The following is a 16,541-nucleotide window of genomic DNA, read 5'->3' as shown; positions in this document are numbered from 1 at the left end:
TGACTTTCTAAGAACGCCGACAATTCTGACACGGTTTTATAATGGAATAATCGACTAGGAAAAATAGTAGGATCTATCTTATCTGCAATTTCTAATGCCATACTTACAATCGCAGCTGAAGTCAATCCCATCGCAAAAAAACCGTCATCTTTTTTGATAGCTTCAACCGGTTTATTCATCACGTCAGCCACTAGTGTACGGCAAAATAATAATGCTTTTTCACTTCTGCTTAACGCGACATGGTTATCATGGTTATGTTCTATTCTGCCTGTATCGTCTGCGCGTATAAACGTTACGTGCATCGTGGATCTAGGTTCCAACTTAGAAAGATTTTTAGACTCCGGATGATTCTCCGTTGACCTGCTCGTAATCCAATATTTCTCTTTACTAAACGGGTATGTTGGCAAATGAGCACGCCCTGGAACTTCCTTGTACATGGTCTTCCAATCGATAGAATGGCCCTTACTCCATAGTTCCGCGACTTTTTTAAGCCTATCTTTATCCATCCGCATGGAAATCATTTGCTCCAATTCCTCGTCATTATTACATAATCCTTGATCTTCATACGTTTCATCGACTGATTCATACCAACTGTTCTCTATGTTCTGCTTCCCGTTTAGAAACTCATGGAAACGAGAACATAACTCCTCCAAACTCGTAATCAACGTAATAAAACGCTCCCGACAAGCAATCCGTCCTGTCTGCATTGTAAAGGCTAAAAGGGACAACGGGATATTCTTATTAGCCTCAATAAACCCAACTAGCTTGCGAATGTATTCGGTCAAAGTTTCTCGATTTTTAGCCGACACAGGAATTAGTACTCCCTGCGTTTCATCAACCAGACGGGCATCAACGTCAGGTGCTTCCTCCAAGATAATATGTGCATTAGATCCGGTTGCACCTATGGAATGTACGGCTGCCCTGCGCACATCCCCTTTTAATATCTTGTCGTCCGACCAATCCATAACCTGACTCGATAGATAAAAAGGGGATGATTCAAGATTCAAATAAGGATTTATTTCTTTGCTAGGCAAGGGATGCAAAATTTTCTTATGATGCAGTTGCAAGATTGCACTCGTCACTCCACTTATACCTGCTGCTGATTCAGCGTGGCCGATATTTGACTTAACCGATCCTAAAGCACAAAAACCGTTTTTCTGCGTATATTTTCGGTATGCCATTGTCATTGCATCTACTTCAATCGAATCTCCGATTAATGTACCTGTCGCATGTGCTTCCATATAACTTATTGTTTCTGGATCAATTCCCGACTTCTCTAAACAATCCGTGATGACAGATGCTTGAGCGACTGGACTTGGTACGTGCATGCCGCTTGATTTGCCTACATGATTTACAGCACTTGACTTGATAACGGCGTAGATTGAATCCTTATCCATCAATGCTTGGTCTAGCGGTTTAAGGATAACTACTCCGACACCTTCGGAGGATACATATCCATCACCCCCTGCTCCAAATGAATGGCAACGTCCATCACTAGAGTGCATATCCAGCATGCCATAGCTTTGATACTTGCTTGGATGTATCGACAAATTTACTCCACCTGCAATTGCAACCTGACTCTCACCTCTGTATATGCTTTCGAGCGCTAAATGAATAGCCGTTAAGGAAGACGTGCATACCGTATCAATTGCAATAGAAGGACCATGGAAATTGCAAAAATACGATACACGATTTGCGATTAATGAAGCATTGAACGATAAAGGAATATCCTTCGAATCACGCGACTCTTCACTTTGGAGCATCGCATAGTCCTGGTGCATAGCACCTACAAACACTCCCACCATTCGTCGGTTATGCTCCCCAATGGAGGCAACAAGGTTATCCGGTGTATATCCAGCATTTTCGATCCCCTCCCAACATACTTCTAGGAAGTGTCTTTCTTGGGGATCCATCTGCGTTGCTTCTTCAGGTGTAATGCCAAAAAAACCTGCATCAAAACACTCCACATCGCTAATAAACCCACCCCATTTGGACATAGGCTTTCCGGAGGGAGATGTTATCCCGTCAAAATAATTGTTATCCCATCGTGTGTGTGGAATTTCTGTAATACAATCAACACCATTGCATAAATTTTCCCAGAATTCTTCGAGATTTGTCGATTTAGGAAAACGACCAGCCATCCCTATAACCGCGACATCTTTTATCCCCAACGAATTCACCGAAGTAGATGAGCATTTTATTTCACTTATGTCTACCGTCATGGAAGTTTTAGGCTCATTTGAAATAAGAGATTCAACTTCAGTAATACTTTTAGTACTTTCCATCGTTTGCAATGCGCTTTCTTTGTTTAGTAGCCTATCTATTTCAGCAGGGTATTGACGCCATAAATATCCGCTTAGCATTGATATTGTTGAGTGCTCGAAAAAAATCGTTGGCGACAGTTTTACACCGATCGCTAAACTGAGGTTTTTCACTGCTTGCAACAACATAATCGAATCCAAACCAAGCTCATAGTATCCTTTATGTTCGCCTACTTCTTTTTCATTGACACCCACGTATGACGCAATCATAGATTTCAATAGTGCCTCTAGCGTTACATTTGGTACTTGGTTGTGCTGTGCAGGAAGAGATTTTGGTGTATTGTATTGCGTTTTCTTTAAAAAACGTTCATTCCGAACTGCTTTGATTTTCAAGTTCTTCAGTTCACCTATTTTGCGTCCGTCAGATGAGAAGTACTCCAATGTTATGGTTACCAAATCCTGAGTCACCGTTGTGCCAGAATGATTGATGCGCGTATAGCACTCTCTACCGAATGGTTCGCTCGCATTGAACGATTCGTAATATAACGGTAAATATAACTGATCATCAGCGAGCTTTCCTAATACCGCACGTGTGGCGCCAACTACGCTTGCATCTAACACAGCGGGATGAAACAGGTAGCGCTCATTAATATCTCTATCACTTTCGTTAATCGAAACATGAATCCAATTCTCGCTATCCCCTATCAGAACAGCCCCTTGTCCCTTCATGACTCCGGTATGCACCAAGCTGTTTTGAGTGTAATCCGAGTATATTTCACCTAAATTGACTATTTCCCTTGCAAGCACGGGAATCTGCGAAATGTCCACAACTTCAGTAAACGCAGAAGGCTCACTCCGATGCATTTCTGCCGAAACGTAAAGCACGGCTGCTTCTGTTCCATCCACCTTTGCCTGACCGGTTCCAGTAATTTGAATCACCCAACAGCCGTTCTCTTCCAATTTCGCATTTATATCTAATTTTACTGGGTGCGATTCGCTTACGATTAGAGGGCGATAAATAGTCAGATTCTTCAATTCTAGCAAGCCATATGGAAGATCAGCCTCCAAACACCACTGATAGAGCAAGTCTATCCAGGCAAGACCAGGCAACACGTTTTCTTCAAACACAACATGATTTTGTATGATCGGGTGATTGACGGACAATTTATCATTCCAAGATAAAGATTTCGTAAAGCCATGATCTAGAACGACGGTACCCTTAGCGAAAACCTCATCCTTGGTATGTAAAGGTGACAGGGTTTTGAGATCAAGGCGCTTCATCACCGGAAGAGATAGTGGACGACGGATAGGGCTATATTGACCGTCATCATGATGCCCTAGGATCACATGTGCGTTTGTACCTCCATCCGCAAAACAATTTATCGACGCGAATTTTAGTGCGTGAGCTATCTTTTTATTAGAAAGTTTAAAATTCGCCTCCTGCAAGGAGTAATGTTCCAATGGTTCTATCCCGGACAAAAATGGCACGAGTGATTGTTTTTTAAGCATCAATGCCACTTTAATAAAACTTGCGATACCCTTAGCACACAAAGGGTGTCCTATGTTCGGCTTTACTGAGCCCAGATATAGCGCATTTGATGTCTGTTCCCGATAGACGGATTCCACGGCCTTGATTTCCAGCAGATCTGTTACCTCTGAGCCAGAACCATTTACTTCCAAATATTCGATCTGATTCGGCGTGCAGCCGCTTTTTTGTAATGCAGTTTTCATAACTTCTTTTTGTGCATTTATATTTGGTGTGGCAGGCCCAACGGTTCTACCGTCATTATTAATCGCTATTCCTTTAACAACTGCGTATACGATATCTCCATCTCGTTTTGCCTGAGACAGTGTTTTTAATAGTACAACTCCGCAGCCCTCGCCTAGTACGACACCTGATGCTCGACGATCCAGGATGTGAAACTCTCCATTTTTCTGCAGCAAATTACGACGGGCGAACAGTTCGTGTGCATAAGAACTAGTCAAAAGAGTGACGCCACCCACCAATGCAGCATCAAGAGAACCGCCCTTCAAGGCATCAATTGCGACCTGCATGGCCACCAACGCTGAGGAACATGCAGTATCCAATACAACAGAAGGTCCCCTAAAATTAAAAAATTGCGAGATATTGGCTGCGAAATAGTTTTGTCCCATCACTCTGATTGGGTTACGAGCGTTCTCCATTGCTGACTTGTCTATTTCACCAATTGTCCTTGCTCCAATATAAACACCAATATTAGCGCCATTTATGTCCTGTTGACTGTATCCAGCATGATATACGGCTTTCAGACTCTCCTCTAACAATACGATAGCTTGAGGATCCATCACACTTGCATCATCTGCTGGGAGGTTAAAGAACTGAGGATCAATACTGTAGATATCATCTACCAATCCAGCATAGTAATTGCTCTTCATATTCCAGCGCGTCTCAGGTACTTGTTTAATCGCACAACGGCCTTCTGAAATGAGATCCCAGTATGCTTCTAGACTCTCAGCCTCAGGAAAACGGCACGCCATGCCCACAACAGCGATGTCCTCGCTCATCGAAGGGTATATCTCTTTTTCGCTCATACATTGAGGGGTTGGAGTCGGTGATTCTTCCATATATTTAATGTCCTTTGCTTCTAGAACGGTTGGCTCCTCCTGACCGTTCCATGTGTTATCCTCCTCATTACCGTAAGAACTCAACTGTTCGAGATACGTTTCTGAAAACCAAATAGCAAATGCATCTAGGGTTGAATACTCAAGTAAAATAGACGGGTCGATTCGAATATTTAAGGCTCGATTTATTTTTTGTAAAATTTGTGCCATCAAAATCGAATCGATGCCATAATCAGCGAACAATGTATCCTTGTCAAGTTGATTAGGATTTAACTTTAACTCGGATTCAAATATCGGCTGCAAAAACGATAATGCCCTTTCAATAGCACCAATACCTGCCTGTTGCCCAACCACTGCAGATTGCTTCTGTATTCCTTTACTTGGCTTATCTTTCGCATTGTAACGTGGGACATTATTCAACAAATGACCTGAGCTCCAATCACGGCCATTGACAACCACTGGCATTACAATTCGGGCATTTATTCCTCCCAGAATCTCATCCAGGATGCGTAAGCCTTCCGCATCTGTAATACTCTTGATTCCAGTGTTGAGATAAGCCTGACTTTTAATTTCCCCAAGGCCCGTTTCCTTCCAACTTGGCCATTGAATACTCACTATAGGAACCTTGGAAGAAGCGGTTGACTCCGAGAAATAATCCATAAAAGCATTTGCCATTGCATAGTCACTTTGTCCAGCACCCAAGCTAGGAATAGCGGATGCTACCGATGAAAACAGGAGAACAAACGCTATATGATCTGGATTGAGACAACGTAATAGGTTTTCAGTTCCCGTTACTTTAGGTGATAACACCCGCGCTATACTCTCCTGGTCCTTCCTGATGAACGCAGGATTAATAAAATCAGCTAAACCTGCTGCATGTATAACACCTGTAATTCGTCCCATAGAGGACTCTATAGCAGATATTTCAGACCGAACGGCATCAGCATCATTAAGCGGTACCGATAAGACCCTGACGGTAACACCTTGTTTTTCTATGCTTTCGATTGCCTTAATTTTTTCTTGTACCGAAGCACAAAACTGATCTAATTGTGACCACTTGCTTCTGTCGGGAATTTTCTCCTGCCCGGTTAAGACAAGCTGTTTAACTCCGTACTTCGTAACCATATGGCGGGCACACAGCATTCCCAATCCTCTTGTTCCGCCGGTCACCAGCAAAACGTGATCGTCGTTAAATGTAAGTGTTTTTGACTCTGTACGAATACGGTCGAGATCGAAGTCCACTAAAATGGACTCATAACGTACGTCATTGCGATAGCAAACTTCATTTATTTTTGTTTCCGTTTGGATTTCTCGCAAAATGACTTCGGCTTGCCGTGTCAGATCTTCATCCTTAGGATCAAGGTCAACATGACGACTGTTAAGAGAGGAATATTCGTTCTGCAACATTCTATACAGACCTGCCGATGCTGCACCAAACACATTGACATTATCATTCTGGAATGATTCAAGCCCTTTCGTAATATGGATGAGCTTTAGACCACTAACAGACCTGCTATTTTCTATCAATCGTTGCAGATAAGGAATTGACTCAAGAGATGTTTCGAATTCTTCGATCTCTGCTATATTAACCCAAACGTCACATTCCATCATTTGTTCTTGCCAGACGTTGCTTAACTGACCTTTTTGCAACAATATGGAATTGCCATATTGTTGAGCAATACATTCAGCCAATGCTCTTGTAGAGCTGTTATGGTAGATCAGCATGAGACCGTTGCTCTCATTAAAACTAATAGCTTCTGATTTTCTCCACGACTTCTGCACATACTTGACTTGACGTTCAAATGATGAGCTATTTATCCCCATACCTTGAAGCACTGTACGCGTATTGCTTTCGTTCTTAGTTATCCAATAGCGTTCCTTGGCGAAGGGATAGGTTGGCAGACTAATCCGTCTAGGCTTTCTGTCGCCATATAATAAATCCCAATCCATTTCTAAGCCTGTTGTCCATAATTCCGCTAACTTTTCAAGCTTTCCTTTCAGGATCCATTTGTGGAGTAATTCTTTTGAATCTTCATCCACTGCAAAAAACTTAATGATTTCTTTATTTTGTTTGACATTTCCTTGGTAGCAATGTTTATTCAAGTTTTTATTGTCTATAAAATCTTCTAGTTTTGTAATTAAGTCTTGGACATCTTTAACGATGAATAGCATCCGTTCTTCCATCGCTTGGCGTCCCACTTGTAATGTGTAGGCCAAATCTGCCAAATTGACTCCGCAGGGAGAAAGGGCGGATTCTTGACCATCCTTGCCTTCCTCATAGTGATTTAAGAGTTTCGCCGCTACAGAGACAATGGAACAAGGTTGATCCGGTTCCTTAATGTTGATCTCAACCTTACACTCCTTTTGAATCTCCTCCTCAATACGCATGAACTGAACGGCATCTACTCCATACTCATTCCAATCTTCTTCTAATTCAATGGCCTCTTCTTCTACATGAATAAGACTCGATAGAATTCTACGGATTCGTAACTCCAGATTTTCTCTACGTTTTGTTTGATCATTCGATGCTCCTTGTTCTGCGTTGCCGTCAGAAGATTGCTGCCTTTTGAGGAAAGTAAGCAGGTTCTCTGCATAGACATGCAGTCGTTCTTTATTTTTCGCAGAAAGAGGAATCATAAATAATGTAGACTTTGTCTGCTCGGCGCCTTGTGACACGTTTGCTTCAGTAGGAATATATTCCTCCAAAATAACATGAGCATTTGATCCAGTAGCTCCAAAGGAACTTAAAGCGGCACGACGAGGATAACGAACTTCCTGGTCATTCTCCATTATCACAGGTTGTTTCCAATCCTCGGTTAAGCGCTGAACATAGAATGGAGATTTCTCAAAATTAATATACGGATTTAATTCCTCTGAATGTAAGGAAGGAACTAGAGTTTTATGGTAGAGATTTAGTACCACCTTGTGAAGACCACTAATTCCCGCAGCGGACTCAGCATGCCCTATATTGGATTTAACGGAACCAATCGCGCAGTATTGCTTATCATGCGTATATTGACGGTAAGCTTTCTCTAACCCCTGCAACTCAATCGGATCCCCCAAAGATGTTCCTGTTCCATGTGCTTCTACATAACTAATTGTTCGCGGATGTATTCCGGTTTTTTCCAAACATGTCGCAATCATATCCGCCTGTGCAACAGGACTCGGTACCGTAATCCCACTAACTGTTCCCACATGATTGATACTACTGCCTTTAACCACCGTATAGATATGATCGCCATCTTGAATTGCCTTCGTTAACGGTTTTAACAGGACAGCACCAATGCCTTCGCCTGACACATATCCATCGCCACCCTTACCAAATGTACGACAATGTCCATCACTGGAATGTAAATCCATCATCCCATAAGATAAATATTTATGAGGATGCAAGGATAGATTGACACCACCAGCCAGAGCTACCTCACACTCACCATGCCTAATACTTTCTAAAGCCATATGTAAGGCTGTGAGAGAAGAAGAACAAACGGTGTCAACCGCCATGCTAGGGCCGTGGAAATCGCAAAAATAAGAAACCCTATTGGCAATTTGAGCATAGTTCAATGACAAAGGAAATACCTGTTCCGAAGATAACGCTTCGGCACCGATAAAGGCATAATCTTTATGCATGACACCAACGAATACGCCTACTTGTCTTCTTGTATTCTTCCCCTTTGTCCTAACCAATGTCTGGGGAGTATAGCCGGCATCTTCTATCGTTTCCCAACAAGTTTCCAAGAATAAACGCTCTTGTGGATCCATAATCTCTGCTTCTCTAGGCGATATTCGGAAAAATTGAGGATCGAAGCAATCCGGATCATCTAAGAATCCCCCCCACTTAGATATGTTTTTGTCTGAGGGCGACTGCAATCCATCAAATTGATGCCATTCCCAGCGAGATTTCGGAACTTCACTGACACAATCTTTACCCGCTTTTAGATTCAACCAGAATTCTTGGAGATTTTTTGCTCCAGGATAGCGTCCCGACATCCCGATTATCGCAATGTCTTCCTTTACTGAAGAATTTATAAGACTGGATTTTTCAGACGAATAATCCTCTGGTTCAAACTTAAAGTTCGACGTATTCTCAGCTGTGGAAGAGTCTCTAAGTATCGAACTGCTCTCTGGTATTTGTTCAATCTCTTGCGATTGATAATGTTCAGTGAGATAAGCTGCTAATTCAGCAATTGTTGTGTATTCAAATAACAAAGTCGGAGATAAGGAGTCTTCAATTTTGTGCTCAAGTGCAGTTACAACCTCCAACAATTTTTGCGAATTTAAACCCATCTCATAATAACCAGTCTGCGTATCGATTTGCTCTATCGGTTTTTTCAATTGCTCTGCTATCAATTGCCGTAAAAAAGATTCAAATTCAATCGATGAGACGCTTGACGTGATAGATTGAGCGACAGATGGAGGCACTGATGAAGCCACATCCTCTATCGACGGCAGTGCTGTTTTCTGGCGAGCAGGATCAATTAATCCAGCATCTCGAACCAATTTATTAATGAATTGCTTTAATTCTCCTACTTTTTTGCCGGTACTATCAAAAAATTCCATTGTCAGAGAAAGAAGTTCTTTTTTCTGTTGTACCGACGAATTTTGAATCCGCGTGTAGCAGTGTCTTTGCAAGAGAGAAGAAGCACGGAAGGATTCATAATAGAGCGGCAAAAATAATTGCGGTTCCCCGTCAACCAATGTGGGAAACAATTTAGATCCTACCGCACTGCCATCAATAAGCGTCGGGTGAAACAGGGAATCGCCTGCACTTGGCATAGCCTCGTGACCAAGGGAAATATCTACAATAGTTGCAGAATCTAAATCAAAAACCCTACCTTCTGCCTTAATAAATCCGGTATGAACCAATTCCTGACGCCTGCTTCGTGCATATAACTCCTCTAAACTGTATATCTTGTTCGCTGATTTTTGAATGGTTTCTACATCAAGTGTTTCATCAAATACAGCCGGTTCTATTTGATGCATTTCTGCCGTGACGTATAGTTTTTTATCTGCAACTAAACTTCCGTTGTGTTCTTCTTGCCCTTCCACACGAAGCTGCCATTGGCCATCGCTCCTTTCAGAGCACTGAATACTAAGCACAACATTATAATCTTCTCCCACAGTTAACGGGTTATAGATGGTTAATTTGCGAAGTTCAAGGTTATAGTACTTATACCCATTCTGCGCAAATATTTGATATAACAAATCAATATAGGCCAGTCCCGGCAACAATGACTGACCATAAACTTTATGATGCTGTAAAACAGGATCATTGATGTCTAATGTCTTCTTAACTACTACTACTTTGCTCTCATTTACCGGTATTAAAGATTGCGTTTTTTCAGTTAAAGGGACAATCTCACATCTATCTAATTTTGGAGGAGCTATCGGATGTCGCTTTATTACGCGCGAAGATAGGTCATCCCAAGCTTCCAAAATAACATGGGCGTTAGTGCCACCATCGGCAAAACAGTTTATTGCTGCAATCAAAGAAGGATTTGTCCACTCCCTACTATTTCGACAAAAATAAAACGGTGATGATTCTATGTCAAAATACTTTGGCGGCTGCTCTCCAGACAAAAAGGGAACAAATTTTCGATGCTGAAGCATGAGAACCACTTTAAGCAAGCTTGCAATGCCTTCCGCACATAACGGATGCCCGATATTAGGTTTAATCGATCCTAATCCCAAAGGAGCAATAGTATGAGATCGGTAAGTAGATTGGATTGCCTTAAGTTCGAGCAAGTCAGTCACCTGAGAACCTGAGGCATTCGCTTCAATATAGCTAATCTCTTCTGCTTTTTTGGCACTTTTGGTTAGTGCAGTTTGCATAACCTCTTTAAGCGCCTGCAAATTAGGGGTTGCCGGTCCCGCAGTTCGTCCATCGTTATTAATTGCAGAAGCTTTAATGACGGCATAAATTTGGTCCCCGTCCTCCACTGCTTGCTTCACTGTTTTTAACAAAACCATACCTACGCCTTCTCCTAACACATTTCCATTGGCGCGCTGGTCAAAAGCATGGAACGATGACTCAGGATTCAATATCCCCCGCTGTTGCAATATCCGATGGGTTTCATCCGTATTTAACACATTAACTCCACCGACGAGAGCGGATTCAACCTCTCCGCTGCTCAAGGCTTGCATTGCCATATGCATCACAACTAATGCAGAAGAGCAAGCCGTATCCAACACAAGACTTGGTCCTCGAAGATCAAAGAATTGTGAAATATTAGCTGCTAAATAGTTTTGGCCGAAAGCTAGTATAGGATTCTGAGCTTGACGAATACTGAGTTCTTCTGGTTTGTGTTGACTTCGTGCCCCAAGATAAACCCCTACCGACCTTCCTTTCATTTCTTGATGGGTATACCCTGCGTGATACCATAGCTTGAGACTTTCCTCGAGCAACAATAAAGCCTGTGGATCCATCGCCTTGACATCTTCTTCTGAGAGCAGGAAAAATTTCGGATCAAAACATCTGATGTTATCGAGCATTCCTGCGTAAAATCCGCTCAAATACCCCCAACGTTCTTGAGGCACCGCACGAACCATTGATTTGCCTTCCGACAACATATTCCAGTACTCTTCAATATTGTGTGCACCCGGGAAACGGCAGGAAAGTCCAATTATAGCAACATCTAATAGATTTCCCTTCGTTATGTCAGCTCTTCTTTGTGATTCTTTTTCCAATGATAGACTCTCTGTGTTACGGTCGGATAGAACAGACAACGAATCTTGCACATTAGGAAGCACTGTCGATAATACAGTTGGATATGTTTCAATAAGCCATGCCGAAAGCAGCTCGATGGTTGAAAATTCGTATAAAAGAGATGGATCTAAATCGGCTTTAATATATTGATTTATTGATCGCAATATTTGAGCCAGAAAAATAGAGTCCACTCCAAATTCTTGAAATGGCGTTTCTGTCTCCAATTTCGAAGGATCCATCTTTAATTCTTTAGAAAACAACGAAATTAGCCATGTTCGAGTCGCACCCATAAGAGTATCTGATTGTGATGCAGAATTAGTGTCAACCGTCTTCAGGCGTTGTGTCCTAGCAATCAGCGAATTGGCTTCCTGACTTCTTCGTAGCATTAACTGATGCGGCTTCCATAGATTTGGCTCAACCACAGCTGGCAAAACCACGGGGCCCATCTTTTTTGAGAGGATGTAATCTAAAAGTTTTAGCCCTTCTGCATTCGTATGACTCAACAAACCAGTTTGTTGATAAGCCTTGTTTTTGACTTCACCCATTCCGGTCTCTTTCCAGTTTGGCCATTGAATACTGACGATTGGACAAGTATGATAATTCGCTTCTGCAAAGTAATCCATGTAGGCGTTAGCTGCAGCATAATCACTTTGTCCGGAAGCCAAAGTTGGTATAATTGCCGATACCGAAGAGAACAGGACAAAATACTGCAAAGGCTCATTTCTTACGCATTGATAAAGGATATCAAGACCTCTAACCTTAGGATCTGCAACACGCTGGATGCTATCGATAGACTTGCGGATAAAAGCAGGATTGTCTGTGTTGTCGATACCAGCACAATGAATGACCCCACCGATAGGCCCTAATGTCCTTTTTATCTCTTGCAGACTCTGTTGTACAGCATGTTCATCCGTCAATGAAACTGATAAAACTCGAACCTGAACACCCTGTGCTTCCAGCGCTTGTACATTTCTAATTTTTTGCACAATGGGATGGTTTTGTCGTATATATAAATCCCACTGATCTCTAGGAGGAATAGTCTCTCTTCCTGTGAGCACTACGCGTTTAACTCCATAGTTTGTTACAAAATGTTGGGCACATAAATATCCAAGCCCGCGTGTCCCACCGGTAATCCATAGCACATGTTCTTCAGGGAACGCTATTTTTTGTCCCTCTTGCTCTGCCACTTGATATTCCTGCAAATAGGCTCGATAACGTTTTCCATTTCGATAACAAACCTCAGCATCTTCGCTATCTATCAAAAATTCGGAAACAATCTGTTTGGCGAGCTCGTGATCATCGCTGGTTCGTTCTACATCCATATGACGCGACTGTAGATGTCCATATTCACTCTGTAACATACGATACAATCCGGCACGGGAAGCCCCGGACAAATTGACAGATGAATGAAAATAAGACTCCAATCCTTTAGTCACGCACAACATTAAACTCTGATTATGGCCATATTCAATCCACTGCTGAACCCATGGAATCCAATCCAATGACTCATTTTTATCAAATCCACAGCCAACCAAATCGATAATGCCATCACACTCTAGCCATTCTTTTCCTGAAAGCGGAGGTTGAGATAACAGATCATCGAAGTTTACGACTATGCTACCAGAGAAATACTGGGCAAGACAATTGGCCAACTCCTCTGTATCCTCTGTTTTCAAAATGACAATCGACCGCTCCACGACTTTAGCCGAATGACACTCACTAGGTTCCCATTGTTTTTTCAAAAGACACATAGCACGTGGTACTACGTATTTTTCGTCAAAAGACTCTTCTATTTCTTTCGTTGATGGGCTGCTTTTCGTTGGGTTGGTAACCACTAATTCAGGCACCCAATAATGCTCTTTGGCAAAAGGATAGGTTGGAAGACTGATTCGCGATATGTTGTCAGCAACAAAAATATTTTTCCAGTCTAGCTCATATCCCTTCACAAACAATTCAGCCAAAGTCCTTAGTTTATTGCTGTATTCGGCTACACTCCATTCTATGCCTTCTGATAGTTCTTTCAGAATCATATGTCCTACCTGTTCAAACAGAGGCTCAGTCTGATCTCTTTTTTGGAACCGGTTTTCCTTAAAATATCCGTCAACATGACCATGAAGAAGAATTTCCTTGAGTTTTTCTTGCAGATCCCGAACATCTTTGATCACAAAAGCAGATCTGAACTCAAGATGTTTCCTACCCAAAAGCAAGGTTGCACTAATATCAGTAAGATCGTGCTGTTTTCCTTCCTGCTCCAGCCAAAGTGCCAAATCCCTCTCTCTTTGTTGAAGCGCTTCTTCTGATTTGGCTGACAAAGCAATGATATAACTGGATAATTTTCTGTTACCTTGTCGATTGACGATTGGAGCTTCTTCAAGCACTACATGTGCATTGGCACCGCCGGATCCAAAGCTACTCACTCCTGCACGTCGTATTGTTTGACCATTTGAAAGTGTCCATGGCCTATTTTTATTTACCATGTAAAAAGGAGTGTTCGAAAAATCGATATGTGGATTCAATTCCTTGAAATGCAAAGAAGCAGGAAGCGCTTGATGCCTCATGCTTAGAATTACCTTTAAAAGACCTGCTAAACCTGCAGCGGCTTCTAAATGTCCAATATTCGTTTTAACCGAGCCTAAGCCACAGTAAGGCTGCGAATAATGTTCCTCTTTCGTCTTAGAAAGCTGGGCAAAAGCCTCTTTTAGTCCACTAAATTCGATCGGATCTCCTAATGAAGTCCCCGTACCATGAAGCTCAATATATCCTACAGTTTCTGGTTCGATTTTAGCAGTTTTTAAGGCTTCGCTTACTAAATCAGCCTGTTTTTCTGGGTTCGGCACAGTCAGCCCGCCCGCCTGACCTCCGTGATTTATTACCGTACCTTTTATGACGGCATAGATTGAGTCTTGATCACGAATGGCCTGTTCTACAGGTTTTAAAAGGATCATAACCGCCCCTTCACCGCGTACATAACCATTAGCCTCTTTGTCAAAGGTTTTACATTTTCCGTCTTTCGACAACATTCCTGCTTTATAATAAGCGATTGTGTTGGATGGATAACACATGATGTGTATTCCGCCAACTAAAGCTTGTTCGCACTCTCCTTGGTTCAAGGATTTAATAGCCTCATGAACAGCTACCAAAGAGCTCGAACAAGCTGTGTCAATTTGAATACTTGGACCATTAAAATCATAGAAATAAGAAATTCTATTAGCCAAAGCAGCCATAGAAACCCCTATACCGAAATGAGCTTCTACCTCCTGAATATTTTTATCAAGAAGTCTATTGTAATCAGAGCCACTGGCACCAATAAAAACACCTGTCTTGCTGCCTGATAAGACTTTTGCATTATATCCGGCATCCTCCAGACATCCCCAGCTCATTTCTAATAAAATTCGCTGTTGGGGGTCCATAATTTCCGCTTCTTTTGGAGATATACGGAAAAAGGAGGCGTCAAAATGAGCGATATCATCTAAAAAGCCACCCGTATCGATTCCCTTATGCTGATTACTAGGATCAATATCAGGCGGCCAATTCCATCTTTTAGGAGGCATCTTACCTATGGCATCGTTGCCGTTTATTAATAGCTCCCAAAATTGATGCTTGTTCACGATACCGCTTGGAAGTCGACAAGCTACACCTACGATAGCGATCCCATTTTGCTGAATTGCTGAATCATGTACGATAACTTCCGGTTCATCCAAGTCGTTGTAATTATTTCGAACGCTTTGTTCCGGAATAATAGTTTCTTGAGTTTTCGTAGTCCTTTCCAATGCTACATCATCAACATGCTCTTGTAAGTACGTAATAATTCGTTCAGCTGTATTATGCTTAAAGAAAAAAGTAGGCTTGAGTGGGAGTTGATATTTATAACTGATTTGTTCGTTAAGTTCCAGCAAATCAGCGGAATCCAATCCCATTTCCATCAATGGCCGTTCTAATGAGAATCCATCCTCTTTTGTACTCCCAAGAATGAATGTAATTGTGTTCTCTATAAAATGTTTAATCGAATTCAATTTTTCCGTATCGTCTACCTTGGCGATCTTTTTGGAATTTTTGCTGTTCAATTGAATATCGGAACGTTTTCGATTAAAAATGTCGTATTCTAACAAAACTCCATATCCATTGTTCTTTTTATCATGAGGACGATAATTAGGAACGGGCTCCAAAATTTTCGCTCCATGCACTTCATGAAATCGCAACGTAGTATCAACTAATCTTCCCTGTACATTACGAATTGTAATATATTCCTGAATGTCTGTTGAAGTAGAATTATGGAACTCTTTACATCTTGTAATGCCTACTACCGACTGGATACCATTCATCAGACTGCATCGCTGCAGCATAAACTCTAGTAATTGATCGCCCAAATTTCGATGCTGCATCTCCGGAAGAATATTTACGCCCAGTAATTGAATGATACTTCCTTCTCTGCTGTGCAGGCTTTCTACCGTCTCAATAGAGTGGTCTTTTAAATCATCCTTGTTCGCAATTCGCTGCGAATAAACAGCTCCTACAACTTGATTATCCAATTCGAGTACCAATTGTCCTTCAGGATACTTTTTCAATCTTTCTTTAAGAACAGCTAAAGGAGCTTGCAAGCCAGGTTCCCAAGATTGGTTTTCTATTAATTGTAAAGCTGGCAAATCTGCTTCTCGCGCAAAGCGTACTCTATATTCTCTTGGCGTAAAATGATTTAGAGTAATCCGTCCAAACGGCAGTGTCTTTGGATACTTTTTACAAGTATTCTTATTAGGAAATAACCCGATTTCCGCTGCTGCCATTAAAAATTTATCCGCCTCGACCAGTTGCTGTTGTGAAAATCTATGATACGCATCAAAATGTAGATTTTCACACTTATCTATAAAGTCATTGACTGTTTTGGGTTCTAAACAATGTACTTCAAGCACAATTAAGCCATGCTTGCCAATAATGAATGACCATCGTTCCAGATGTTCTACTAGGCTTTGCATAAC

General features: G+C 41.7%; 1 pseudogene. It reads right to left on the bottom strand.

Going from position 1 to position 16,541, the window contains the following annotated elements:
* Positions 1-68: 68 nt before the first annotated feature.
* Positions 69-15,461: pseudogene (locus GOP56_RS24290) on the bottom strand (beta-ketoacyl synthase N-terminal-like domain-containing protein); the annotation flags it as partial.
* Positions 15,462-16,541 lie beyond the last annotated feature (1,080 nt).

It is taken from the genome of Brevibacillus sp. 7WMA2, assembly GCF_010748895.1.
GTDB classification, from domain to species: Bacteria; Bacillota; Bacilli; order Brevibacillales; family Brevibacillaceae; genus Brevibacillus_B; species Brevibacillus_B halotolerans.
This window is presented reverse-complemented; position numbering and strand designations above follow the sequence as displayed.